The organism is Microbulbifer salipaludis (genome assembly GCF_017303155.1).
GTDB classification, from domain to species: domain Bacteria; phylum Pseudomonadota; class Gammaproteobacteria; order Pseudomonadales; family Cellvibrionaceae; genus Microbulbifer; species Microbulbifer salipaludis.
Genome location: NZ_JAEKJR010000002.1, coordinates 1,870,662 through 1,894,813, shown reverse-complemented (window position 1 = coordinate 1,894,813; position 24,152 = coordinate 1,870,662). Strand labels below are relative to the sequence as shown.

Below are 24,152 nucleotides of genomic sequence, written 5' to 3'. Positions count from 1 at the left end.
TCACCTCCGAAAAGCCCCGGTTCCGGGGCTTTTTTGTGCCTGCCGCTCTGTGCTTGACCCACTGTGAAAGCCCGCATTAATCCAAACCGGGTGCTCCTGTCGTAAATTTCTGTGCTATGACATATGGTTGCTGCGGAATTTGCATGTTCCATGACTATCTCCGTGCCCCCTGAATTAAACTAATTTTGCTGCGCCGGCGAGGGCGGGCTTGTTATTCTGAGGCTTGCCCCCAAGTTAGGAACTGAACTGGCGCGCACGGGTAGCCGGCACAGGATGCACCCGATGACGAATAAGTCGCCAAACTGGTGGCCGTGAGCCGCTTGAAGGCCGAGAGGAGTTTTATGGACCAGCCATCCGAGACCTTGAACGAATACCCCCTTTTGCCACTGCGTGATGTGGTGGTGTATCCCCATATGGTGATTCCGCTGTTCGTTGGGCGGGAGAAGTCTATTGATGCGCTGGAAGAGGCCATGCGCAGCGATAAGCAGGTGCTTCTGGTGGCGCAGCGCCAGGCGTCCGAGGATGACCCTGGTGCCGATGACGTCTATCGAGTGGGTACTGTTGCGAGCGTACTGCAGCTGCTCAAGCTACCAGACGGCACCGTCAAGGTGCTTGTTGAAGGTGGGCATCGGGTGAAAGTCGAGGAGATTCAGGAGGGGGATGGCCACTACCGCGCCAGTGTCTCTTCGCTGGAGTCCGAAGATCTCCCCGAGGCGGAATCCGAGGCGCTGGTGCGCTCTGCCATGTCCCAATTTGAGCAATACGTGAGCGTCAGTAAGAAGGTGCCGAACGAGGTGATGACCTCTCTGTCGGGCATTGATGAGCCGGGGCGGCTGGCGGATACCATTGCCGCACACATGTCCCTGGACCTTCCCCAGAAGCAGGAGTTACTGGAGACGGTAAGTGTAAAAGAGCGCCTGGAACATCTTCTTGGCCTGATGGATTCTGAAATCGACCTGATTCAGGTGGAGAAGCGAATCCGCGGCCGCGTTAAAAAGCAGATGGAGAAGAGCCAGCGTGAGTACTATCTGAATGAGCAGATGAAGGCCATTCAGAAAGAGCTGGGGGAAATCACCGAAGAGCCCAACGAAATCGAAGAGCTTGAGCGGAAAATTGCCGATTCCGGTATGTCGGCCGAAGCGGAAAAGAAAACCCGCGCGGAACTCGCCAAGCTGAAAATGATGTCGCCCATGTCTGCCGAGGCTTCGGTACTGCGCAGCTATATCGACTGGATGCTCAGTGTTCCTTGGAAGAAAACCAGCCGTGTGCGCCACGACCTGATCAAGGCCGAGGAGATTCTTAACAAGGATCACTACGGTCTGGAAGAGGTGAAAGAGCGCATCCTCGAATACCTCGCTGTGCAGAAACGGGTGAAAAAGGTCAAGGGCCCCATCCTCTGTCTGGTAGGCCCCCCCGGTGTGGGTAAAACCTCGCTGGGTGAATCCATTGCGCGTGCCACCAATCGCAAGTATGTGCGTATGGCGCTCGGCGGTGTGCGCGATGAAGCGGAAATTCGTGGCCATCGCCGCACGTATATCGGTTCGCTACCCGGCAAATTGGTACAGAAGATTTCCAAGGTCGGGGTCAAAAACCCGCTGTTCCTGCTGGATGAAGTCGACAAAATGGGAATGGATCACCGCGGTGACCCTGCGTCGGCACTGTTGGAAGTTCTCGACCCGGAACAGAACAAGTCTTTTAACGATCACTATCTCGAAGTGGACTATGACTTGTCTGATGTGATGTTTGTATGTACGTCCAACTCGATGAATATCCCCGGGCCCTTACTGGACCGGATGGAAGTCATCCGCATCCCCGGTTACACCGAGGATGAGAAATTGAACATCGCGCAGCGCTATTTGATTCCAAAGCAGCGCAAAGCTGCCGGGTTAAAGCCGGAAGAGTTGGAACTTGCCGACGAGACCGTGCGTGATGTGGTTCGGTACTACACGCGCGAGGCGGGTGTGCGTGGCCTGGATCGGGAGATGGCAAAGATCTGTCGTAAAGTCGTCACCGAACATGTGCGTAAGGCCACAACCAATAAAGTGGTGGTAAAGCCTGAACAGCTGGAAGAGTTGCTGGGTGTGCGTAAGTTCGATTACGGTCGTGCCGAGGAAGAGAACAAGATCGGTCAGGTAACGGGCCTCGCCTGGACCGAAGTGGGTGGTGAGCTGCTGACGATCGAATCCTCTGCGGTATCCGGCAAGGGGCGCGTGATCAAAACCGGCTCTCTGGGTGACGTCATGCAGGAGTCGATCCAGGCGGCTTTGACCGTGGTTCGCGCCCGGGCACAGGCGTTGGGTATTCCCCCGGATTTCCACGAAACTCGTGATATCCACATCCATGTGCCGGAGGGGGCTACGCCAAAAGATGGCCCTTCGGCAGGTATTGCCATGTGTACGGTTCTGGCGTCGGTGTTGACCAACATTCCGGTGCGCTCTGATGTCGCCATGACCGGGGAGATTACCCTGCGGGGTGAGGTCCTGCGTATCGGTGGCCTAAAAGAAAAGCTGCTTGCGGCGCATCGTGGGGGGATCAAGACGGTTCTGATTCCGGCGGACAACGAGCGTGACCTGAAGGATATTCCCGATAATATCCAGCAGGATCTGGTGATCAAACCCGTGAAATGGATCGACCAGGTTTTGGAGTACGCTCTGGAAAAGATGCCCAGCCCACTGAGTGACGAAGAGTATTCTGCGCTGAAAAAGCAGGCGGAAGAGCGCTCGCAACGATCGATCCAGACCCACTGATCGTTGGATTGAAATTACACCGCATTACACCGATCAGTCCGGGGAAGAATTATTCCCCGGGCTGCTCGTCGGTGTGAAAAAACCATTGAATAGACCGCGCAAATTCGCGTAGAGTACGCAGCCTGCGTGATAGCAGGTTAAAAAATGATCTCGGCGGACGCTGCCTGAACAATAGTGATTCAAAAGTGTCCAACTCCCCGCAAAGCCGCATGGTTCCTTGACCCACCAACGGGCAGTTGGTATAAAACGGGGCTTGTTTCGCTGCGGGGAGCCGCGGGCGATCAAAGATTAATTGCAAAAAAATGCACCTTTGCGCCTTGTAAAAACAGGGCAGCAACAGACCTTACATACACACCTAGAAACCTAGATAAAGAACAGAGGGATATAGCGTGAACAAGTCCGAACTGATTGAAGCCATTGCCGCATCTGCCGACATCCCGAAGGCAGCCGCTGGCCGTGCGCTGGACGCGATGGTAGACAGCATCACCGATGCACTGAAGAAAGGTGACCAGGTTGCCCTGGTTGGCTTTGGCACTTTCGCTGTCAAAGAGCGCGCTGCGCGTACCGGCCGCAATCCTCGCACCGGCGACCCCATTGAAATTGCCGCCGCTAAAATCCCTAATTTCAAGGCCGGTAAAGCTTTGAAAGACGCGGTAAATTAAGAGGCTTTGTAATCTGCAATGCTTCAAAGAGGCGTATCAGTTGGATGCGCCTTTTTTGTTTCTGAAAAGTCGAATTTTTTCTGGTTCAGCGGTTATCGACCGTATTCAGTGTGACTCTGGCAACACAGTCGTTGTCGCACTGCAACAACAATAAGCAATGATCCAGATTTGTACTGATAGAGTTAAATTTCGGAGCTGAATATGCTTCAGTCCATGCGCGACAACCTGAAAGGAACAGCTGCGATTATCGTCGCTGCGTTCTTTGGATTTATCATGGTGATCGGTGGAATTGATTTCTTCACCGGCGCCAGTGGCGGTTCTGCCGACCAGGTAGCCGAAGTCAACGGCGAAAAAATTTCCAATCTCGACCTGCAGCGAGCGATCCAAAATCGTCGCAGCATGATTGAAAGCCAGTATGGTGAAAACGTACCCGCAGACCTGCTGACAGACGAGCAGCTTCGCGGCCCGGTTTTGCAGCAGCTGGTAAATAGCTCGGTGATGCGGCAAGCCGCGATGGAGCGGGGCATGGTCATGAGCCCGACGTCTGTAGACCGGGAAATCGTGCAAATGCCGGGCTTCCAGGTCAATGGTCAGTTCGATCAGCAGATGTACCTTAATGGCCTGCGCCGCATGGGGTATAGCCCGACAGGGTTCCGCCAGCTGCTGGAGCAGGAAATGGTCATGCAGCAGTACATTGGCAGCGTGGCGGATAGTGCTTTTGCCACCCGTGCAGAGGCAGAGGAAGTCGTGTCTGTGTCCATGGAAGAGCGTGACTTTGACTATCTGACGCTTTCGGCGGCTCCGCTGCTGGGGGATATCCAGCTTTCTGATGCTGAGGTTCAGACCTATTACGATGAAAACCAGCAGGACTTCCAGCGTCCGGAGCAGGTTGCCATTGAATATATCGAGCTGACGCCCGAGCAGTTTGCGGCGAATATCGATGTCGCTGAAGAAGATCTGCGTGCGCAATACGAGCAGGAAGTGAAAAGCTTCCAGGCGAATATCCGGCGCCATGCTGCGCATATCCTGATTGAGGGCGATGACGAAGCAGCGCAGGAAAAAGTGGATCAGGTTCAGGAGAAGCTTTCCGGCGGTGCTGATTTTGCCGCGCTTGCCAAAGAATACTCCGATGACTTCGTTTCCCGCGATGAGGGTGGCGATGTTGGCTTCACCAGTGGTGATGTTTTCCCAGAAGCGTTCGAAGATGCCTTGGCCAATCTTGAAGTTGGTGAAGTGTCAGGCGCGGTGAAAACAGAAGCGGGCACACACTTTATCAAGCTGATTGAAGTAGCGGATGCCGAGCCTCCGAGCTTTGAAGAGCGCAAGGCCGCTATTGCTGCGCGCTTGCGCAATGCCGAGGCAGAGCGTGAGTTCGTCGGGGCTATCAGCCGCCTGGGTGACCTCGCGTATAACGCAGAATCACTGGCCGGGCCGGCAGAAGAGCTGGGCGTGCGCGTGCAGAAGTCGCCACTGTTCTCCCGTCAGGGTGGTGCTGGTATCACTACTGAGGGTCAGGTGATTGAGGCCGCGTTTTCTCCGGAAGTGAAGGAAGATGGCAACACCTCTGATGTGCTCGATCTGTCTGAAAACCACTCTGTGGTTTTGAAGGTGGTGGAGCACAAGCCGGCGGGCGTGAAGCCGCTGGAGGAAGTGAAGGGGCAGATCGTAGAGCGTCTGAAACGCCTCAAGGCCAGTGAGCAGCTGGCGAGCAAGGCCGCTTCGCTTAAGGAGCAGGCTCAATCCGGCGAGTCGCTGGCAGATCTCGCCAGTGCAGAGGGGCTCACTCTGGAAACCAGTGATAAAACCCGTCGGGGCGGGTTCGGTGCGCGCGGAGAGGTGGTGAACCATGTCTTCGGTATGGATGCGCCCAAGCCTGGCGCGAAAAATCTGCAGCAGTTCGTTCTCAATACCGGTGATGTCGTTGTGGTGCAGCTCCGGGATGTGCGTGCGGGGGACCTCTCTCGCCAGAGTAAGGAGCAGCGTGAGGCGCTGATGGAGCAGCTGGCTTCCATGCAGGGCAGCGCTGAGCTGGCCGCTGTACAACGCTACTTGTCGAGTAAGGCGGATATCGAGCTGTCTGCTGTGGCAGAATGATCGTTCCCTGCTGAGGGCAACAGAAATAAAAAAACCGGCGTTTTCGCCGGTTTTTTTATGCCTTTCGATAGACGTTGGGATGGTGTTGTGTGCGGAAATGGTCTGCTATTTTTTAACCGTTCGACGCGCTATCCACAAACAGTGTGAGCCGCTGTCCCGGCTGGAGGTAACTGTTCTTGCTGATTTTATTCCAGCGGACGATGTCGCTGATGTCGATGCTGAATTTTCTGGCAATACGGTAGAGCGAATCACCATTGCGCACTCGGTACGAAACCTTGCGGGTTGTACGGCTGGTATCGTTGCCCGTATTGGCCTTGGTGTAGGCCACCAGTTTCTGACCGGGGCGAAGCGTGTCTCCCGGAGCCATGCTGTTCCAGCTGGCAAGCTGGCGCACCTTTACGTCCAGCGAGCGAGCGATACCCCAGAGGGTGTCGCCGGGGCGAACGGTATAGCTGGATTTCTTACCGCTTCCGGAAGACTGCTTGCGTTGTACGCGCTGGTCGATGGAGTAGGCGTATTGAGCGCTGGGCCCGGAAGCACTGGGGATGAGCAGCGTCTGGCCGGCACGGATGCTACTGCCGCGTAGCTTATTGGTTTGCTGGATTGCGGAAACGGTGGTTTCGTAGCGGCGGGCAATCACGGAAAGGGAGTCGCCCCGGGCTACCTGGTAGCGCTGCCAGCTGACCCGCTGCTCGGGAGGCAGCTTTTCCAGCTCGGCGATAAAGCGTGCGCTCTTATCCTGTGGAATCAGCAGGCGATGGCTGCCATTGGGGTCGGTGGCCCAGCGGTTATAGCCGGGGTTGAGCAGGTACAGCTCTTCAATTTCTACGTCCGCGAGCTCCGCGGCCTGGGCGAGATCAATCTGGCTGCCCACATTTACAGCGGTGTAGTAGGGGGTGTTGCCCACGTCGTGCAGGGGCACCCGGTAGTGATCGGATCGTGCAACCACTTCTGCCAGGGCGAGCAGCTGGGGAACATAGCGCTGAGTCTCACGGGGTAATTTCAGGTCCCAAAAGCTGGTGCCCTTGCCTTTGCGGCGGTTGCGCTCCATGGCGCGGCGCACGGTTCCTTCCCCGGCATTGTAGGCCGCGAGCACCAGTAGCCAGTCTCCATCAAATTTTGCAGAAAGGTAGTTGAAGTACTCACTGGCTGCGCGGGTGGATTCGACCACATCGCGGCGACCGTCGTACCACCAGTTCTGGTGTAGCCCGAAAGACCGGCCGGTCGCTGGGATGAACTGCCACATTCCGGAAGCTTGGGCGTGGGAGTAGGCGAACGGATCGTAGGCACTTTCTACGATCGGTAGCAGGGCAAATTCCATGGGAACATTGGACTGCTCGAGCTGCTCGGCCACATGGAAGATGTAGCGGCGGGAACGCTCGGTTACGCGCGCCATATAGCCCTGGTTGGACGAGAAGTACTTGACGTAATCCTTTACTTTGGGGCGATCGAGCTCCCGGTCCAGGGAAAACCTCTGTCGGAGTCGCTGCCAGATATCGTTTGGTGGAAGCGCGGGTTCAGCGGCATCCATAATGTTCTGGCTGATGGCGTCGAAGCTACTCGCAGTGGTATCGGTTCCCGGCGCAACCTCTGAGCTGGTTGCGGACTGTGGCGCACGCTCCATTTGCGCGCAGGCCCCCACAGCTGCTGCGAGTATCGCAACAGCAAATTTCTTATAAACCATTCTGGTATCCGCAGTCTGTCGTTATCTGTTGGCTCTTGTTATCTGGCTACGCGGGTTCCGCTCACCCACGGTGCTGACTACTACTTTGTCACTGTTACGGCACGGCGCTGGCTCGAAGGGCCTGTTGTCACCGTAATCGAGTAATACGTATGAGCGTTAATTAGCAATTGTCTGATTCTAAAGATGGAGGTTGGTTCCGGTCAATGCAAGTTGGTCAAAAAGTGTCCTTCCAGCGGCGTAAACTGGCGAATATTTCTACAGCTGTTTTTGCCGTGTCGCCTCCTTGCGCAGCAGCCTGTGCCTGAATTTCTGGAGACTGGGTGCGCAGGAAGGGGTTGGTTTGCAACTCGGTTCCGATGGTGGAGGGTAGCGTTGGGTGATTTTGTGCGCGCGCAGCGCGTGCCGCGGCCATACGTTCCTTGATATCCGGGTTGCCGGGCTCCGCGGCGGCGGCAAAGGCGAGGTTGGCGAGGGTGTATTCGTGCGCGCAGTAGACCTTGGTTGCTTCAGGGAGGGCCGCCAGGCGCGACAGCGACTGGTGCATCTGTTGTGGGGTGCCCTCAAACAGGCGCCCACAGCCGGCCGCGAACAGGGTGTCGCCACAAAACAGGTGGGTAGTGCTGCCTTCAGTGAGCACCAGGGCGATGTGATCAAGGGTGTGTCCGGGGACAGCGATCACCTCGCAGTCGCATCCCAACAGGGAAAAGCGGTCGCCGTCCTGCAGGGGGCGAGTGACGCCCTGGATTGACGCCGGACCATAGACCTCACAGTCATACTTTTCCTTGAGGGCCTGCACCCCGCCGGTGTGGTCGAAGTGGTGGTGGGTGAGCAGGATGCCCTGCAGCTGCTGCTCTCCCAAAGCATCTATCACCGGGGTGGCATCTCCGGGGTCTACCACCCAATGTTCGCGATCTTGATGCAAATGCCAGATATAGTTGTCGCTAAAAGCCGATATCGGGTGGATTGTGATCATCGGTACTCCCCGCTAACCTAACGTAGTCTGGAATCTGGTTTTGTTTGGGCAACCTTAACACAGGCCGGGTCCCGTCACGGTGGTTGGGGGCTGTATTGACATGCTGGCACAGGCAACGTCAGTTTACTTTATCAAGGATCAGGAGCTGCAGATGAGCAGAGAAACGGGCCGTAAACCCCTGTTCGATCGCGGTGCAGATCAGGTTGTCTCGCTGGCAGAATCGTGTGTCAGCCTGGGAGACTGGTTTGAGAGTTCGCTGGGCCAAGAGATTCTGACCCAGCAACTCGCGCTTGCCCAGCCTCTGGTGGAGGGGCTGTTCGGTTATCATCTGATGCAGGCGAGTGTGGCGCGCAAGGTGGACTTCGCGGCCTGTAGCCGGATCAACCACCGGTTTCGGCTGAGCCCCTGCGTTGATGGTGGCGGTGATGCACTGGTGGACTTTGAGCAGTTGCCGCTGCCGTCCGAGTCTATTGATGTGGCGGTGCTCCACCACCAGCTCGATTTTTCTCCGCGCCCGCATCAAGTATTGCGGGAGGCTGCGCGGGTATTGATTCCTGGCGGGCACATGGTCGTGATCGGCTTTAATCCTTTTTCCCTGTTGGGATTGTCGCGTGTATTTCGCTCTGCCAGTGCGTATCAGCGGGGTAACCAGCTGCGTGCGGCACGAATCGCGGATTGGATGCACCTGTTGGATCTGCACGCGGCACCCGCGGAGCGGGGGTTCTTCCGCTTGCCGCTCCAGCATGCCGACTTACTGGCAAAGACCGCCTGGATGGAGCGTATGGGCAACCGCTGGCACTTGCCCTGTGGGGGCTTTTACATCATAGTCGCGCGCAAAGAAGTGGCCAGGATGCGCACCATCAAGCTCAACTGGAACGGCGACAAAAAACCTGCATTGAGCGCGGTTCCCAGTAGCCCGCGGGTCGCTGCCAAACACCGTCACACCGGCCGCCACAAGAAGCCGTAAATAGCGGGCCCCGTTTGCGGGCCCACTGAATCCCGTTTGAATGACAAGAGTCTGTGTTGAAACAAGTTACCATCTATACCGACGGCGCCTGCCGGGGTAATCCGGGTCCCGGGGGCTGGGGGGCATTGCTGAAGAGCGGCGATGCAGAAAAAGAACTCTGTGGTGGCGAAGCCTTGACGACGAATAATCGTATGGAGCTGATGGCTGCGATCCAGGCGCTCGATGCGCTCAATCAGCGCTGTCAGGTGGACCTCCACACGGACTCGCAATATGTGCGCCAGGGCATTACCGGCTGGATTCACAACTGGAAGCGAAACGGCTGGAAAACCGCCAATAAGAAACCGGTTAAAAATGCAGACCTGTGGCAGGCGCTGGATGAAGCCATTGCCCATCACGACGTGCAGTGGCATTGGGTAAAGGGGCATTCCGGTAATCCCGGTAATGAGCGGGCGGATGCGTTGGCAAACCGCGGCATCGATGAGCTTGGGGGGTAATAGTATGCGTCAGATTGTTCTCGATACGGAAACCACTGGTCTGGATCCAAAATCGGGCCACCGTATTATCGAGATCGGTTGTGTGGAGCTCATCAACCGTAAGCTTACCGGCCGGCACTACCATCAATATATTAATCCCGAGCGCGAAGTAGACGACGGAGCGATCGAGGTTCACGGCATTACCAACGAGTTCCTGGCTGACAAGCCCGTGTTCTCCCAGATCGCCGATGACTTCATGACCTTTTGCGACGGCGCAGAGCTGGTTATACACAACGCGCCGTTCGACGTCGGCTTTATTGATGCCGAGCTCAAGCGTCTCGGGAGTCCCCGTTGGCAGTCCGTCGCTGCACACTGCGGGGTGCTTGATACGCTCACCATGGCCCGGGAAAAACATCCGGGGCAGAAAAACAACCTGGATGCGCTGTGCAAGCGCTATTTCGTCGACAATTCCCAGCGAGACTTGCACGGCGCACTGCTGGATGCGGAGATCCTGGCCGACGTCTACCTGTTGATGACCGGCGGCCAGACGGATCTCGCATTGGCGGGGTCTGGCAACGGTGGCGATGAGCGTGAAGGGGAAGAGACCCAGCAGAGCGAAGCTGGGTCAATCCGCCGTCTGAGTGCCGATCGTGCACCGCTTGCGGTGCTGCGTGCCAGCGCCGAGGAGGAGCAGGCGCACGCGGAGTTTATCGGTTTACTGGAAAAGGCGGCAGGTAAGCATTACTGGTAACTGTGGCGCAACCGCCAGACGCTAAACCACAATGGGGCATTCGGGCCCCATTTTTGGTTGTGTGGGACGGCTCGTGAATCAGCGGAGTGGGTATCTTCCTACAGGGCGTAAACCACACAAAAGAGCGCGACGGCGGTCAGCACCAGAGTGTAGGGCAGCGCCATGATGACCATACGGCCATAGGAGAGGCGGATCAGCGGCGCCAGTGCCGAGGTGAGCAGGAAAAGGAAGGCGGCCTGGCCGTTCGGCGTGGCAACACTCGGCAGATTGGTGCCGGTATTGATGGCGATCGCCAGCTTGTCGAAGTGTTCGCGGGTAATTTCCCCGGCGGTCAGTGCGGTTTTCACTTCATTGATGTAAACGGTGGCGACGAACACATTATCACTGATCATGGAGAGAACGCCGTTGGCCAAAAACAGCATGCCAGGCTGCTGCTCGGGTTCAAGGCTCAGCACAAAGTGGGTAATCGGTTCGAACAGGTGTTGTTCGTGGATCACCGCAACGATGGCGAAAAACACCACCAGCAGGGCGGTGAACGGGAGGGCTTCTTCAAACGCGTGGCCGATGCGGGCCTCTTGGATCACGCCGTTGAATGCCGTGAGCAGCACAATGATCATCAGGCCGATAATCCCGACTTCCGCCACGTGAAAGGCGAGTGAAAGCACCAGAATGACAGCCACTACGCCCTGTACCCAGAGTTCCACGACATCGCGCTTGCTGCGTTTCTGTTCCTGGTCTCTGGCGAAATTCGCAAGCACCTCACGCACCGCGTGTGGCAGCTTGGCGCCGTAGCCGGCGATGGCGGTTTTCTCGAGAAAAAAGCAGGTGATGAGCCCGGCCGCCAGGGCAGGTACCGTCACTGGTGCCATGTTGAGGAAAAATTCCAGGAAGTCCCAGCCGGCCTTTTCCGCGATCAGCAGATTTTGCGGTTCACCCACCAGGGTGCACACGCCGCCCAGTGCAGTGCCCACGGCACCGTGCATAATGAGGCTGCGGAGAAACGCGCGGAACTGGTCCAGATCGGAGCGATGGTATTCGACAACGGTGTCATCGCTGGAGTGGTCGTGCTCCGGATGTGCCTGCCGATTGGAGGCCACTTTGTGGTACACGGCATAAAAGCCGATGGCCACGGCGATCAACACCGCGGTGACGGTCAGCGCATCGAGAAATGCCGACAGGATGGCTGATACACCGCAAAAGAGCAGTGACAGTGTGGTTTTGGAGCGGACATTGATCAGCAGCTTGGTAAAGACATAGAGCAGCAGGCTTTTCATAAAATAGATGCCTGCGACCATGAACATCAGCAACAAAATGACCTGGATATTTTCACTGACTTCGTGGAATACGGATTCGCTGCTGGTCATTTTCAGTAATACCGCTTCAATGGCTAGCAGCCCGCCCGGTTGCAGCGGGTAGCACTTCAGCGCCATGGCGAGTGTGAAAATAAACTCCCCAATCAATACCCAGCCGGTGACAAACGGGGAGGTTGTATACAGTATGATCGGGTTGATGATCAAAAAAGCAGCAATGGTCAACTTGTACCAGTTGGGAGCCTCACCGAGAAAGTTTGCACTGAAAGCGCGGCCGATACTGCCGCCTGGGGTGGAATGGGTGTAGTCGAGCGCGTTCATGCCGGTGATGCTTCCTTGGTTCTCCGTAGGGCGGGCCTCGGTGCCGTTGGCCCGGGGCGCGCGGGAAGCTACCCATTTCTGCCGGAAAATTCAATTGGTTTTGCCGGTTACCTGGTTTGTCATCCTATTTTGTCGATTGTTCGGTAGAAAATCGGGGGTGAAAGGTAGACTATCGTGCGGTTTGGTATAAATTGCCCTTCTGCCTGACAGTATCCCGCTGCGCGTTCGTTGCGGTGGGAAGGGAAGCCACCCGGTGGTACACGGGTGGGCTGGGTCTAAATAAATAGAAAGAAAATTGCAGTGGTGTAGGCAATGAGTGAATTGCGCGAAATCAACCTGACCTCCGTCAGCCTGGTAAAAGACGAGCTGGTCGCCAGTATCGAAGGGGCTGCCGCTCACCTGGACCAGTTTGCCGCCGACCACGCGAACAAGGCCTCCCTCGAAAAGAGCATTCAGGGCCTGCGTCAGGTCACCGGCGTACTGCAGATGGTGCAGCTAAAGGCCGCCGAGCTTTTGGCCCAGGAAATGCTGGTCGCCATGGGGGATCTGCTGCAGGACCGCCAGCAGTCGCCAGAGGAGCTCCTTGAGGGCGTGGGTACAGCATTCTATGTGCTGACCCGTTACCTCGATTTTGTCCAGAACCGGGCCACTCCACGCCCGGAACTTCTGGTTCCCTATATCAATAACCTGCGTCTCTCCCGCGCCCAAGCGCCGGTGCCAGAAAGCCAGTTCCTGCGTTGTCGCCTGGATGCGAATGTGCCGGGAGTCGTGTCCTCGGCCGTTATGTCCGAAGACCTGAAGACCTTTGTGCGTCGCTTCCGGCACATGTATCAGGTGGGATTACTGGCGTTGCTGAAGGGTAAGCCTTCCGGGCCGGCGTACACCATGATGGCACGCGCCTTACAGCGTATTGCCAGTGTCTGTGCCGGTCGCCCTAATGGCAAGCTCTGGTCGGTTGCCGGCTCCGCAATCAGCGCCATGGCGTCTCGGGAAATGCTGGTGAACCGGCAGCGTGTGATGGTCTTCAGCATGCTGGATCGTCGCCTGCGCAATATCTGTCGCGAGGGGGACGCAGCGCTGGATCAGCCTGCGCCGCCTGTGTTGATCAAAGAATGTCTCTACTGGCTGGCGCTTGCGGGTCCTTCGGAGCAGGGCGAGAGGCTGTTGCAGGTTTTTGGTATCAAACCTTTGCCCTATCGTGAGCCGGAGCTGGAACGCGACCGTGCAAGCCTCGGCGGGCCCGGCGCCACGGCGATCGCCGCCGTTGCCAATGCGCTGGATGAGGAGCTGTCGGGTGTGCGTCGAATGCTGGACGATGCCGAAACCCTGGGCGCTGCCGATCTCGATGAAGAGGGGGGGCTGGTAGACACCCTGCGCCGAATCGCCAATACGCTGGTGCTGCTCAACTTCCGTCGCATCGGCGAAAACCTGTCGGGCTCCCTGTCCGCGTACCGGACCTGCGCACACACTGGCGGCCGCGCTGCCGATAACGCACTGCAGCAGTTGACCAATCAGATTCTGACCGTCGACAGCACCATCCGTGCACTGCGCCAGAGCGGCAGTATCGAGCTGGATGAGACCGGTCAGGCGGATATTGCTCCAGAGCGTAGTCAGCTGGCGGAGGCCGAGCTGGCGGTGCTGAAAGAAGCCGAAGCCGGTCTGTCACTGATCAAGCGTGCGCTGGGCTCATATGCCGATTCCGGATTTGATCACGGACACATTCGCAATGTGTCCACCACATTGAATAGTGTGCGCGGTGGTTTGGTTGTGGTGGGCCTCGCGCGCGCGGCGGCCGTGGTTGAGCGTCTCGCGCATTTTGTCGATGCCGTGATCGATCAAAAGAACGTGGCTCCCGCGGTAGAACAGTCCCTGGAGATTTTTGCCGATGCCATCATCAGCCTGGAATACTACCTGGGCGAGATAAAGCTCCACCGTCAGGCCGACCAACAATCCCTGGATCTGGCGGTAGAGAGCCTCGAAGCCCTCGGGTATCCGGTGGAGGTTGCTTGATATCACCCGATGATACAGTCTAGGGCTCGATATCGGGCGAATTCGAACCTGCTATGACAGACTTCAGTTCCGCCGGGTGCGTGCTACCGCATCCGGAATTTCATTGGCACATCGTGGTTTCCGGCGGCGAAGTACTGTGCTCTCATCAGGGACCGCTGCATCGCGTGCTTCCTGTTCAGATTCCTGCGACCCACCCATTTACGGAGCAGGGTACCAGCGTGAGTCACTACCTCGGTGAGTGGCGCGGTGGTGCCTGTGGTGTGCATCATTTACCCATGAGGGTCGATATCCCCGGTTGCGAATGGCGCGGGCTAAGGAGTCTGCTGGGTGCCGTGGAAGAGTCGCTTTTCTTTCTGGTAGGGCGCGCGACACAGGTGGTGAACTGGGATCTCGATCACCAGTTCTGCGGCCGCTGTGGTGCCCAGACCGTCTACCATTCGCGCGATCGCGCACGGGTGTGCGAACACTGCTCTTTGGCGGTATATCCCCGTATATCCCCCTGTGTCATTATGCTTGTCACGCGCGGGGACCAGTGCCTGTTGGCCCGTCATGCCCGCCACCGCAAGGCTCTGTATACCGCGCTGGCCGGTTTTATCGAACCGGGGGAAAACGCCGAGCAGGCGCTGGCCCGGGAAGTTTACGAAGAGGTGGGCCTTGAAACCGGGGAGGCACATTATGTGGGTAGCCAGTCTTGGCCTTTCCCTGGGCAGTTGATGATCGGTTTTCTGGTCGAGGCAACCGGCGGTACGCTGGTTCCCGACAAAGAAGAAATCTCAGAAGCCCGGTGGTATAAGCGGTCACAGGTGCCTGAAGATATCCCACCGGCACAGACCCTTTCCGGGCAATTGATTCGTACATTTATTGAAATGGATTGAATGTTGGGTGCGGTGTAGCTCCGCCAAATAATTTCGCCAAATTACGAGGCAAAGACAATGTATATCGCGATTACGTTTCTGATTGCGTTCATCGCCCTGCTGCTGGTGTTTTGGGGCGGTAAGGTGTTGCTGAAGGGCAATTGGCTGTTCGGGTTTCTGCGGGGAACAGTGGGCCTGCTGTTACTGGCGGGGGCGCTGTTGATCGTTCTGGTGGCCCTGGACGTATACAGCTACCGGAATCTGGAACAAGAGCACAGCGTCGGAACGGTGAGTTTCGAACGTATGGGCGATCAGCACTTTATGGTGAAGTTTGCCGATGAAGACGGTATCTCCCAAGAGTTTGAGTTGTACGGCGACCAATGGCAGCTGGATGCGAGAATGCTGAAGTGGAAAGGGGTGCTGGCGCGGTGGGGCATTGAACCGGCCTATCGCCTCGATCGACTCAGCGGGCGCTATCTCACGCTACAGGATGAGCGCACCAAAGAGCGCTCGGTCCACGCCCTGGGCGAGAGTGGACACGGTGTGGATGTCTGGGCGCTGTTACGTGACATGGATAATCGTGTACCGGTGGTGGACGCCGTGTACGGTAGTGCGACTTTCCTGCCGATGCAGGATGGTGCCGTGTATGAGGTGCGTATCAGCCATACCGGTCTGCTGGCGCGGCCGCTGAACCAGCAGGCGCGCACCGCACTGAACGAATGGCAATAGGCAGCGGGCTTCGCCTGTGTGCCAAATCAGTAAATTGGAATTTGGGGGTTGAGTGGAATTTCTCAGTGAATATGGATTGTTTCTGGCAAAAGTAGTGACCATCGTTGTGGCGCTGCTGGTGGTGATCGGAATCGTGGTGGCAAACCGGTCGCACATGAAAGACCGGCAACCCGGTCATATTGCCGTGACGCACCTGAATGACCGCTATCAGGACATGAAAGAAACCCTCCTGGAAGCGCTCATGGATGACGCTGACTACGCGGAGCGCAAAAAACAGCAGGAAAAGGATCGCAAGGCCGAAGCCAAGGCCCGCGCCAAACAACATAAAGCCGAACGCAAGGCGCAGGCAAAGGCTCATAAAGAGAAAAAGGGCTCCGGCTCGGCGGAAACGCAGGAAGTCCAGCCCGCTGAGCAGGCGGAGGCGGATGCCGAAGCGGCGGGGCAGTCCTCGGTTGTTGGCGAAAGCGAGCCGCAAAGTGCGGAGACGAGTGAACACCGCAAGCGGCTGTTCGTTGTGCACTTTGATGGTGATATCAAGGCCAGTGCGCTGTCCAACCTGCGGGAAGAAATTACCGCAATACTGCAGGTCGCCCAGAAAGACGACGAAGTTGTGGTTGTTCTGGAGAGTCCCGGGGGCATGGTGGCCAACTACGGCCTGGCGGCGAGCCAGCTGGCCAGGGTGCGCAGTGCGGGAGTGAAACTGACCATTGCCGTCGACAAGGTGGCTGCCAGTGGTGGTTATATGATGGCTTGTGTTGCAGATCGCATACTGGCTGCACCCTTTGCCATGCTCGGATCCATTGGCGTGGTTGCGCAGTTGCCAAACTTCCACCGCCTGCTGCAGCGCAATGACGTGGATTTCGAGCTTTTCACCGCGGGTGAATACAAGCGTACAGTGACCATGTTTGGCGAAAACACCGCGGAAGGTAAAGAAAAATTCCAGAGCGACCTGGAGGAAATTCACACGCTCTTCCAGCACTTTGTTTCCGAGTATCGCCCGCAGCTGGATATCGCAAAGGTGGCCACCGGTGAGGTTTGGTTTGGGCAGCGCGCGCTGGATCTTGCGCTGATTGACGAGCTGAAAACCTCGGATGAATACCTGACGTCAAGGGCGCAGAATGCGGACCTGTATCAGGTGGAATACAAAGAACGACAAAATATTGCCAAGAAAATTGGCTTCGCGACGCAGGCGGGGATCGAGAGCGCGCTCGCGCGCATATTCTCCCGGCTTGCGGCGTGGCGCCATCAGGCGCAGTGAGATAGCCGCGCACGGTTTGATTACCAGAATCCGCTTACGGAAAAGTTATGTCTGACACCACCTACCGGGCCATGGTCGTTGAGGAAGTCGCCGCGGGCAAATATGACCAGGCAATCGTCAACCTCGACCCATCCAGCTTGCCGGAGAACCCGGTCACTATTGCCGTTTCCCATTCATCGCTGAATTACAAGGATGCCCTGTCGGCCTTTGGTAACCGCGCGGTTACCCGCGAGTACCCGCATACGCCGGGTATCGATGCGGCGGGTACGGTGATTGCCGATGCGAGTGATACCTTTGCCGTTGGTGATCCGGTGATTGTGACCGGCTACGACCTGGGAATGAATACCGCCGGCGGGCTTGCCGAGCGGATTGCGGTTCCCGGGGAGTGGGTGACCCCACGGCCAGATGGGCTCAGTTCGCGGGAAGCCATGATACTCGGGACTGCCGGACTCACCGCGGCCCTGTGTGTGGAAAAGTTGCTCGAAGCCGGTGCGCGTCCGGCCGATGGCGAGGTCCTGGTGACTGGCGCCACCGGAGGCGTGGGCTCGATTGCGGTGGCGCTGCTGGGCAAGCTGGGGTTCAAAGTGGCCGCCGTTACCGGCAAACTCGAATCCGCTGAATTTTTGACCAGTCTGGGTGCCTGGAAAGTCCTTGACCGGGAAACCCTGGCGCCATTTGCCGACAAGGCGATCGCCAAGCCTCTGTGGGCTTGGGCGGTGGATACGGTGGGTGGCGAGACCCTGTTCAACGTCATCAAGTGCCTGAAGTATGGCGGCGGTGTCGCTGCCTGTGGCATGGCGTCGGGGGCGCAGTTCCAGGCCAACGTGTTTCCGTTCATCCTGCGGGGAATTAGTCTCCTTGGGGTCGACAGTGTGGAGTTGCCACTGCAGAAGAAAGCAGGGGTTTGGGGCAAGCTTGCCGGTGATTGGTACATCGGTGAACAGCTGGAAAAGATCGCCGAAGACATCTCACTCGACCAGGCCCCGGAGTTTCTCGCCCGCTTGCATCGCGGCCATGGTATCGGTCGCTATGTAGTCGATATGACCCGGTGACGCCATTATGGTCATAATGTGTTCTTGTGCGCTCAGGATTGTGCCCGCATCTGCGTCTGGCGGTATCGACGGGTAATATTGCCTGCTATTCTGGCCTAGACTGTTGAGTAGGCATAATAGCCACAATAATTTTTGATGGGACAGGTCGCTCGAAAAGTGGGCGTTTCCGAAATCATGTCCCGGTTTTTGTCGATCTGGTAGCAAACTTTGTCGGTCAACACCCCGCCACCTCCCCCAATTCTCGATGCCGGTGCACTGGTGCTTTCTGGTGGTGGCGCGCGCGCCGCCTATCAGGTGGGCGTGCTCAAGGCCTTGGCGGAATTAACGCCGGAGTCTGAGTCGCACCCCTTCAAGATCATTTGTGGCACCTCTGCGGGGGCGGTTAATGCGCTGGTTTTGGCGACATACCCCGGAAGCTTCAAGGAAGCCGTAGCCCGCTTGTACGACCTCTGGATGGGGCTCACCGTCGACGATATCTACCGCAGTAACTGGGGAAGCCTGCTCGGCAACTTTTTGGCCATTTCACGGTCCCTGTTCAATCATGGTGTGGCACGGCGCAAGCCCCTGGCATTGCTGGACAATCGCCCACTGCGCGCACTGGTGGAGGAGGTGATCCCCTTTGCCAACATCCAGCGGAATATCGATGCAGGGCACCTGCGCGCGGTCAGTGTCAATGCCATGTCGTACAGCGAGGGCGAGTCGGTCAGCTTTTTTCAGGGCGGTGAGGATGTCACCGAGTGGCGGCGCTTCCGGCGCTGCGGGGAGCGCACCGCGCTCACCGTGGAGCACTTGATGGCGTCGGCGGCAATCCCCACTTTGTTTCCGGCGGTAAAGATCGGCGAAGACTATTTCGGCGATGGTGCGGTGCGTCAACTGGCGCCCATAAGCCCCGCCTTGCATCTCGGCGCCTCACGGGTGTTTGTGGTGGGGGTTTCGGATAACCGCTCCCCGGTGCACTGGGGCAAGCGCCGGAAAGTTGCCCGGCATTCGCCCTCCTTGGCGCAGATTGGTGGGCAGCTGTTCAATGCGGCATTTATTGACAGTCTGGAGGGGGATCTCGAGCACCTGGACCGGGTCAATCTGTTGCTCGACTCGGTGGAAGAAAAGGAATTGGCCGGCCTGGCGCCCCTGCGCGCGGTGGAATCGGCGGTGATTGAGCCCAGTCAGAGTCTGGACCGTATCGCCGGGCGCAAAGTGCGCTACCTGCCGCCGGCACTGCGCTGGTTATTCCGCTCTACCGGGGCAACGACTTCTGGGGGTGGGGCCTCGGCCGCCAGCTACCTCCTGTTTGAAAAGCCCTATCTGGGCGAGTTAATGGAGCTGGGATACCAAGACGCGATGTGGGAGCAGGAAAAACTGCGCGATTTCCTTCGCCCGCGGACGCAGTTGGTTGAGTCCCAGCCGAAGGGCCTTTTTGGAAAGCGGGTAAAACCCACAACGGAAGCAAGTCATGGCAATACACCCTCGTGATCACTCATTGAACTTTCGCAGTCTTGCCTTGCGCGGCCTGGTGGCGAGCCTCGCTGTGCTTCTTACAGCCTGTGGCACATCGGGCGTGCAGGAGTCTGCCGACGAGCCGGCGTTGCGTCAGCAAAATCAGAGTGAATACCGCCAGTTGCTGGCAGAGGCCTATCAGCTGAGTTTCACCCTGGATTTTGATCGGCTGCGCCGGGCCTATGCGGAGTCATCCGAGTACAACCCTTACGGGGGAATGAAGCTGGATGGGCTTCCCGAGGCATACGGATCGGTGGAGCGCGCGGATTTTCAGGAATGTCTGCGCAATGTCGACAAGGTGTTGAAACACAACTACATGAGCCTGGAAGCGCACATGATTGGTGTAGTGTGCAGTGGGCAGGCGGGCGAGTTTGAACGGGAAGATCAGCACCGCTACATGGTGGAGGGTCTGATGACTTCCATCGAAAACAGTGGCGATGGCAAATCTCAGGAAAGTGCGTTTTTCACCATCAGCACATCGGAGCTGCGGGGTTTTGTGCGCTTGAAAGGCCTGCAGGTTCTGGATCAGTCGATCGTGTATGACAAGCAGGGCATCTACGACAAAATGCAGGTGCGTGATCCGGAGTCCGGTGAAGAGTACCCGCTGTTTTTCAATGTTAGCCAGCAGTTTGCGCAGGGCTCCGGGGGGGAGTGAATTCCCCCTGTTACATCAGAAATTGTGAAAGCTTTTCCCACTCAAAGCGGCGTGTCTTGCGATCGCTGAACAATATTTCCACTTTCGAATCTTCCCACCTGGTCACCCTGCCGTAGCCCAGCTTCTGGTGTTGGATACTTTCCCCGAGCTGCGGTTTGCGCAGTGCGGCGCGCGGTGCATTGATCTCGGGGTTGTAATCACAGGCAGCCAGATACCGGAGGGCGAGGCGGGTTACCGGAACCGGGGTCGTAATATTGGGCGGGCGCGCGGGTAAGGTTTCTCCGAGCAGGTTGCTGAGTGGCAGGTGCATTTCATCGAGAAACACCGACGGCTTTTGCTCTGAATCGGCTTCGCGGGGATTGCGTGCATTCGTTTCCGGCGCGGGTGTCAGCAGGTAGAGCTGTTTTCTGGCACGGGTCATGGCCACATACATCAATCGGCGCTCACTTTCCGTGGATGCGGGGGTGGAGAAGTCCCGCTGGGGCTGGTAAGGCATGTTGTGCACGGTCATCGAGGGAATGATCACCTGATCCCATTCCAGTCCCTTGGACTGGTGCATGGTGGTGATTTGAATGGCGTCTGCCGCTGTCTCGGCGGTCGGGCTGTCTTCTCCACCATGCTGCTGTTGATGCTGGCGCTGGAGCTGCTGAAGATGTTCCAGTGTTTCTCGTGCAGGCATGCGCAACTGATCCAGGTACTGGCAGAAGGCCAGGATGGTTTGCTGCTTTTCTTCTGCCTGCTGGCGATTGAACGCGTCTTCGCCGATTCCGCTCAGATAATCCAGGTCACTCAGTTGTCGACGTACCAGTTCGCCGCCGTGACCGCGCCATTTTTCCACTTGCTGTAACAGTTCCGCGCGCTGCCTGAGTCGCTTGCACTGATGCTGGCTGAGGGACTCCGGAATCAGCTTGAGCAGCTGCTTGCCCCAGCCTTTTTCATGGTGGGCGAGGCGCTCACAGATAGGCTCGAGAATCGCACGGGGAATCCGGATGTGCGGTGCGGTCATCCATTCGTAGAGACCCTGGGCGCGGCGTTTGCTGGTCTGCTCGGCAAATCGGCCGGCGGCGATATTCAGGCTCCAGAACAGGGGGCGCAGCTCGCGTCGTGACAGTACCGTATTGCGGTTGCCGGAGCGATAGGGAATGTTGTTGGCCAACAGGGCGAGTTCCAGCGGCGCGGCCACGGACCAGAGCCGCACCAGTATTGCTATGGTGGCAAGCGAAGTACCCTGTTGTTGGCAGCGGCGCAGGTGTTCCACCAGCCACTTGCCCTCATTTTCCGTATGCACCTGTTGCAATTGGGTTTCGGCGTGGGGGTTACCGGATACGCAGAAAATATCTGCGCGCTCACGGTTATTGTGAATGAAGTGGTTGGCCGCCAGCGACAGGCTGTGGCCGTAGCGAAAGGTGCGGCTCAGCTGATAAACATTCGACGGCGGGAAATCCCCATCGAACAACCGCAATAGGAATTCTGGGCGCGACCCGCGCCACTCATAAATGGTTTGATCCGGGTCGCCGATGGCAATGACGTTGCCGGATTTGCCATGTAAAACACGTAGCAGGTAGTGTTGGATTTCGTTGATGTCCTGATACTCGTCCACCAGGATATCCTCGTAAAACCCGCCATACTGCTCTGCGATTTCCGGTTGCTGGCTAAACAGCATGACCGGGTCATAAATCAGGTCCGCATAGGTCACCGCGTTCTGTTCTCGTCGCCAGTTTTCAAAATGGCGAAATACCTTCAGGAAATACAGGTACTCATCGCCGAGTTTGAGGCGCTGGAACGCGCTCAGGTCGCCGCTGAGTACGGTCTTTGTGTAATCGATAAAAAACTCGGCGGCCTCGGTTTCTGACTGTTTGCGCGCGCGAATGTCTTCAATTTCTGCCGGTGGCGCACAAGCCTCAATGGCTTTCCAGATCTGCAGCTGGACCACAGATTGCGGCAGCGGGTTGAGATTGGTGTGTTCAATCTGGCCGCGAGCGATCAGGCGCTGATAAATTCTGAAACCGAGGCTATGGAAGGTGTTGACCGGGGGAACGGAAGTGCCGCAAAGATTTGCCAAGCGTTGGGCAAAATCTTCTCGCGCGTTGCGGTTGTACATCAGTACCAGCATGCGCCCGGGGGCCACGCCGGCTGTCAGTCGGTTTTTGATGTAGTAGAGCAGGGCCGTGGTTTTTCCGGAACCGGCAACGGCAATGATTTTGGCATGCCCGCCGGAATGGTTGGCGATGGCCTGCTGCTCTTCCGTGAGCGTTTCCGGGGGCTGGGAGGTGTCACCTGACATGGGGTTCCTGTACCGCGTAGCTGCAAACACTAAAACACTGTATATATTGCCAGTGTTGGTCGTGGCGGTACAGGGCTTTATGCGGGCTCCTCCTCGGCAGGAGGTGCTTCGTTGCCGTGGCGCAGCGCCAGCTCTGCGATGTAGGACGACAGGAAAATACGACCGGTGAGTTTTTCCAGCAGTTTGGAGCGGCTCAGGCGATCCAGTACCGGTCCCTTTACTTCGGAAAGGTGCAGGCGAATGCTGCGACTGCGAAGGTCCTTGTTGATCTGATGCAGGCGCTCCAGTGCGGTGCCGTCTATGCGGCTCACCGAAGACAGGATCAACACCAGGTCGCGGGTATCCGGGTGGCGTTTCAGTTCGCTGAGCAGCCGGTCTTCCACGGCACTGATATTGCTGAAGAACAGGCTCTCGTCGATACGCAGGAAAAGAATGTCCTTGTGGGTTTCTACATCGTACCGCAGCACATTGCGGAACTGCTCCGTGCCGGGCATCCGCCCCACGACCGCGATATGTGGCCGGCTGCTTCGCCAGATCAGGGTGGCAAACGAGAGGCCGATACCCAGCGCAATACCCACTTCGACACCAAACAGCAGCACACCGATAAAGGTGCATAACATGGCGATACCATCGGTGCGGTCATAGCGCCAGTTGTGAATGAAACCGCGAAAATCAAACAGGCTTGCAGCGGCGACAATGATGATGCCCGCAAGCACGGTGAGTGGCAGCTCGCTGAACAGGCCGGTGAGGTACAGCAGTACCGGTACCATCATGAGTGCCGCGAGTACGCCGGCCAATGGCGAGACCGCGCCCGCTTCGGCATTGACGGCGGTGCGCGAAAAACTGCCCGCCACCGGCAGTCCACCGGAGAGGCTGCTGGTGATGTTGGCGGCGCCAAGCCCGAGGAGTTCTCCGTCTGCGTTGAGGCGTTCCCCTCGCCGTGCGGCCAGTGCCTGGGCGATGGAAAGACTTTCCACAAAGGTCAGCAGGGAAATAATCAGGGCCGGCAGCAATAGCCGGTACACCAGGTTGCCGTCCCAGTCGGGCAGCGCCATCTCCGGTAGCCCGGCTGGAATATCGCCCACAATATCCAGCTTGTCCCCGAGTTTCAGCCAGTGCACCAATCCGATGGCACACAGGACCAGCAGCATTGGCATCAACCGCGCCGCCAGGCGCGCGAATTGTTTGGGGGCGCCGAGGCGAAACAGCAGCATGGGTAGCCACAGCCGGCTGAAGATCAGCACCACCGCCGTGGTCACTCCGAACGCCATGGTGATCAGGTGGGCATCGGGCAGGTGTTCCAGGATATGAAACAGCTTTATGGACGCGGTTTCGCCGTCTGCTTTTATGCCCAGCAGTGCGGGGAGCTGGCCCACAATAATCAGTGCGGCGGCACCGGACACAAATCCGCTGATTACCGGATGGCTGAGCAGATTCGCCAGGGTACCGAGCTTGAACAGCCCCATGGTGAACAGGAACAGGCCGCTCAGGAGTGTCAGCACGATTGCGGCGCCGATGTATTCCGGGCTGCCGGCGGCGGCCAGGGGGCTCAGGGCGGAGACCGTCATCAAGGAGAGGACAGCAGCGGGGCCGACGGACATGGCGCTGCTGCTGCCAAAGGCAGCGTAGGCGATCAGTGGGACCAGGCTGGCGTAGAGCCCCACATGAGGGGGAAGGCCGGCCAGCAGTGCGTAGGCCAGCCCCTGAGGCACCAGCAACATGCCGGAAACCAGCGCCGCGGTGAGGTCAGAAGCCAGCCACCGGCGGCGGTAGTTTCTCAGCCAGTTGGGTATCAGTCGGTATGCCCGCTTCACGTATGCAGTAGTGGTCCAGA

At 57.7% G+C, this 24,152-nt stretch carries 18 protein-coding genes; 13 read left to right on the top strand and 5 right to left on the bottom strand.

Annotated features, from left to right (window positions below; all coding sequences use genetic code 11):
* Nucleotides 1-341: 341 nt before the first annotated feature.
* The 3 genes from lon (at nucleotide 342) to JF535_RS13735 (ending at nucleotide 5,503) form a co-directional block, all read left to right on the top strand.
* Entirely contained in the window at nucleotides 342-2,747 is a 2,406-nt protein-coding gene (lon, locus tag JF535_RS13745) for an endopeptidase La (protein ID WP_207003102.1), read from the top strand.
* A 389-nt stretch (nucleotides 2,748-3,136) separates the two neighbouring features.
* Complete coding sequence (locus JF535_RS13740) at nucleotides 3,137-3,409, top strand: HU family DNA-binding protein (RefSeq protein WP_010132873.1); 273 nt, start codon at nucleotides 3,137-3,139, stop codon at nucleotides 3,407-3,409.
* Between the two features lie 201 nt (nucleotides 3,410-3,610).
* A complete protein-coding gene (locus JF535_RS13735) occupies nucleotides 3,611-5,503 on the top strand; it encodes a SurA N-terminal domain-containing protein (RefSeq protein WP_207003101.1) in 1,893 nt (630 codons plus the stop codon).
* Between the two features lie 112 nt (nucleotides 5,504-5,615).
* On the opposite strand, the gene JF535_RS13730 is transcribed toward JF535_RS13735, so the two are convergent.
* Entirely contained in the window at nucleotides 5,616-7,187 is a 1,572-nt protein-coding gene (locus tag JF535_RS13730) for a LysM peptidoglycan-binding domain-containing protein (RefSeq protein WP_207003100.1), read from the bottom strand.
* A 214-nt stretch (nucleotides 7,188-7,401) separates the two neighbouring features.
* Nucleotides 7,402-8,160 (bottom strand): hydroxyacylglutathione hydrolase, encoded by a 759-nt coding sequence (gene gloB, locus JF535_RS13725; protein WP_207003091.1) that lies wholly within the window; start codon nucleotides 8,158-8,160, stop codon nucleotides 7,402-7,404.
* Nucleotides 8,161-8,311: 151 nt separating this feature from the next.
* Between gloB and JF535_RS13720 the strand changes: the two genes are divergently transcribed.
* Genes JF535_RS13720 through dnaQ form a run of 3 tightly spaced genes read left to right on the top strand, consistent with a single transcriptional unit; the run spans nucleotide 8,312 to nucleotide 10,351 of the window.
* A complete protein-coding gene (locus JF535_RS13720; protein WP_207003088.1) occupies nucleotides 8,312-9,127 on the top strand; it encodes a class I SAM-dependent methyltransferase in 816 nt (271 codons plus the stop codon).
* A 56-nt stretch (nucleotides 9,128-9,183) separates the two neighbouring features.
* Complete coding sequence (gene rnhA, locus JF535_RS13715; protein ID WP_207003087.1) at nucleotides 9,184-9,621, top strand: ribonuclease HI; 438 nt, start codon at nucleotides 9,184-9,186, stop codon at nucleotides 9,619-9,621.
* 4 nt (nucleotides 9,622-9,625) lie between these two features.
* Nucleotides 9,626-10,351: a DNA polymerase III subunit epsilon gene (dnaQ, locus tag JF535_RS13710; protein ID WP_207003085.1), complete on the top strand. Its 726-nt coding sequence runs from the start codon at nucleotides 9,626-9,628 to the stop codon at nucleotides 10,349-10,351.
* A gap of 98 nt (nucleotides 10,352-10,449) precedes the next feature.
* On the opposite strand, the gene nhaB is transcribed toward dnaQ, so the two are convergent.
* Entirely contained in the window at nucleotides 10,450-11,982 is a 1,533-nt protein-coding gene (nhaB, locus tag JF535_RS13705) for a sodium/proton antiporter NhaB (protein ID WP_207003084.1), read from the bottom strand.
* A 312-nt stretch (nucleotides 11,983-12,294) separates the two neighbouring features.
* Here nhaB and JF535_RS13700 point away from each other — a divergent pair, with 312 nt between their 5' ends.
* The 7 genes from JF535_RS13700 (at nucleotide 12,295) to JF535_RS13670 (ending at nucleotide 20,034) form a co-directional block, all read left to right on the top strand.
* The gene (locus JF535_RS13700; RefSeq protein WP_207003081.1) at nucleotides 12,295-13,992 is read left to right on the top strand and encodes a FimL-related protein; all 1,698 of its coding nucleotides are present in this window, start codon (nucleotides 12,295-12,297) and stop codon (nucleotides 13,990-13,992) included.
* 53 nt (nucleotides 13,993-14,045) lie between these two features.
* Nucleotides 14,046-14,867, top strand: coding sequence for an NAD(+) diphosphatase (gene nudC / locus JF535_RS13695; RefSeq protein WP_207003079.1), 822 nt, complete (start codon nucleotides 14,046-14,048; stop codon nucleotides 14,865-14,867).
* A gap of 57 nt (nucleotides 14,868-14,924) precedes the next feature.
* Nucleotides 14,925-15,575 (top strand): cation/multidrug efflux pump, encoded by a 651-nt coding sequence (locus JF535_RS13690; RefSeq protein ID WP_207003077.1) that lies wholly within the window; start codon nucleotides 14,925-14,927, stop codon nucleotides 15,573-15,575.
* Nucleotides 15,576-15,627: 52 nt separating this feature from the next.
* Nucleotides 15,628-16,833: a protease SohB gene (gene sohB, locus JF535_RS13685; protein ID WP_207003076.1), complete on the top strand. Its 1,206-nt coding sequence runs from the start codon at nucleotides 15,628-15,630 to the stop codon at nucleotides 16,831-16,833.
* 47 nt (nucleotides 16,834-16,880) lie between these two features.
* Nucleotides 16,881-17,885 carry a YhdH/YhfP family quinone oxidoreductase gene (locus tag JF535_RS13680; RefSeq protein WP_207003074.1) on the top strand — a complete coding sequence of 335 codons (1,005 nt, stop codon included), beginning with the start codon at nucleotides 16,881-16,883 and terminating at the stop codon, nucleotides 17,883-17,885.
* Between the two features lie 207 nt (nucleotides 17,886-18,092).
* Nucleotides 18,093-19,355 (top strand): patatin-like phospholipase family protein, encoded by a 1,263-nt coding sequence (locus JF535_RS13675; protein WP_242523828.1) that lies wholly within the window; start codon nucleotides 18,093-18,095, stop codon nucleotides 19,353-19,355.
* Nucleotides 19,336-20,034: a DUF4919 domain-containing protein gene (locus tag JF535_RS13670; RefSeq protein WP_207003072.1), complete on the top strand. Its 699-nt coding sequence runs from the start codon at nucleotides 19,336-19,338 to the stop codon at nucleotides 20,032-20,034. Before JF535_RS13675 ends, JF535_RS13670 begins: the two co-directional genes overlap by 20 nt.
* Before the next feature lie 10 nt (nucleotides 20,035-20,044).
* On the opposite strand, the gene JF535_RS13665 is transcribed toward JF535_RS13670, so the two are convergent.
* Nucleotides 20,045-22,318, bottom strand: a complete 2,274-nt coding sequence (locus JF535_RS13665; RefSeq protein WP_207003070.1) for an ATP-dependent helicase — start codon at nucleotides 22,316-22,318, stop codon at nucleotides 20,045-20,047.
* Between the two features lie 77 nt (nucleotides 22,319-22,395).
* Nucleotides 22,396-24,132, bottom strand: a complete 1,737-nt coding sequence (locus JF535_RS13660; protein WP_207003068.1) for a sulfate permease — start codon at nucleotides 24,130-24,132, stop codon at nucleotides 22,396-22,398.
* Nucleotides 24,133-24,152 lie beyond the last annotated feature (20 nt).

What these genes read in the sequence shown, in the direction of transcription:
- JF535_RS13730 (WP_207003100.1), bottom strand. Translation starts at nt 7,187, where the DNA reads ATGGTTTATAAGAAATTTGCTGTTGCGATACTCGCAGCAGCTGTGGGG.
- dnaQ (WP_207003085.1), top strand. Translation starts at nt 9,626, where the DNA reads ATGCGTCAGATTGTTCTCGATACGGAAACCACTGGTCTGGATCCAAAA.
- JF535_RS13680 (WP_207003074.1), top strand. Translation starts at nt 16,881, where the DNA reads ATGTCTGACACCACCTACCGGGCCATGGTCGTTGAGGAAGTCGCCGCG.
- JF535_RS13720 (WP_207003088.1), top strand. Translation starts at nt 8,312, where the DNA reads ATGAGCAGAGAAACGGGCCGTAAACCCCTGTTCGATCGCGGTGCAGAT.
- gloB (WP_207003091.1), bottom strand. Translation starts at nt 8,160, where the DNA reads ATGATCACAATCCACCCGATATCGGCTTTTAGCGACAACTATATCTGG.
- nudC (WP_207003079.1), top strand. Translation starts at nt 14,046, where the DNA reads ATGACAGACTTCAGTTCCGCCGGGTGCGTGCTACCGCATCCGGAATTT.
- JF535_RS13690 (WP_207003077.1), top strand. Translation starts at nt 14,925, where the DNA reads ATGTATATCGCGATTACGTTTCTGATTGCGTTCATCGCCCTGCTGCTG.
- lon (WP_207003102.1), top strand. Translation starts at nt 342, where the DNA reads ATGGACCAGCCATCCGAGACCTTGAACGAATACCCCCTTTTGCCACTG.
- nhaB (WP_207003084.1), bottom strand. Translation starts at nt 11,982, where the DNA reads ATGAACGCGCTCGACTACACCCATTCCACCCCAGGCGGCAGTATCGGC.
- JF535_RS13670 (WP_207003072.1), top strand. Translation starts at nt 19,336, where the DNA reads ATGGCAATACACCCTCGTGATCACTCATTGAACTTTCGCAGTCTTGCC.
- JF535_RS13665 (WP_207003070.1), bottom strand. Translation starts at nt 22,318, where the DNA reads ATGTCAGGTGACACCTCCCAGCCCCCGGAAACGCTCACGGAAGAGCAG.
- JF535_RS13700 (WP_207003081.1), top strand. Translation starts at nt 12,295, where the DNA reads ATGAGTGAATTGCGCGAAATCAACCTGACCTCCGTCAGCCTGGTAAAA.
- JF535_RS13735 (WP_207003101.1), top strand. Translation starts at nt 3,611, where the DNA reads ATGCTTCAGTCCATGCGCGACAACCTGAAAGGAACAGCTGCGATTATC.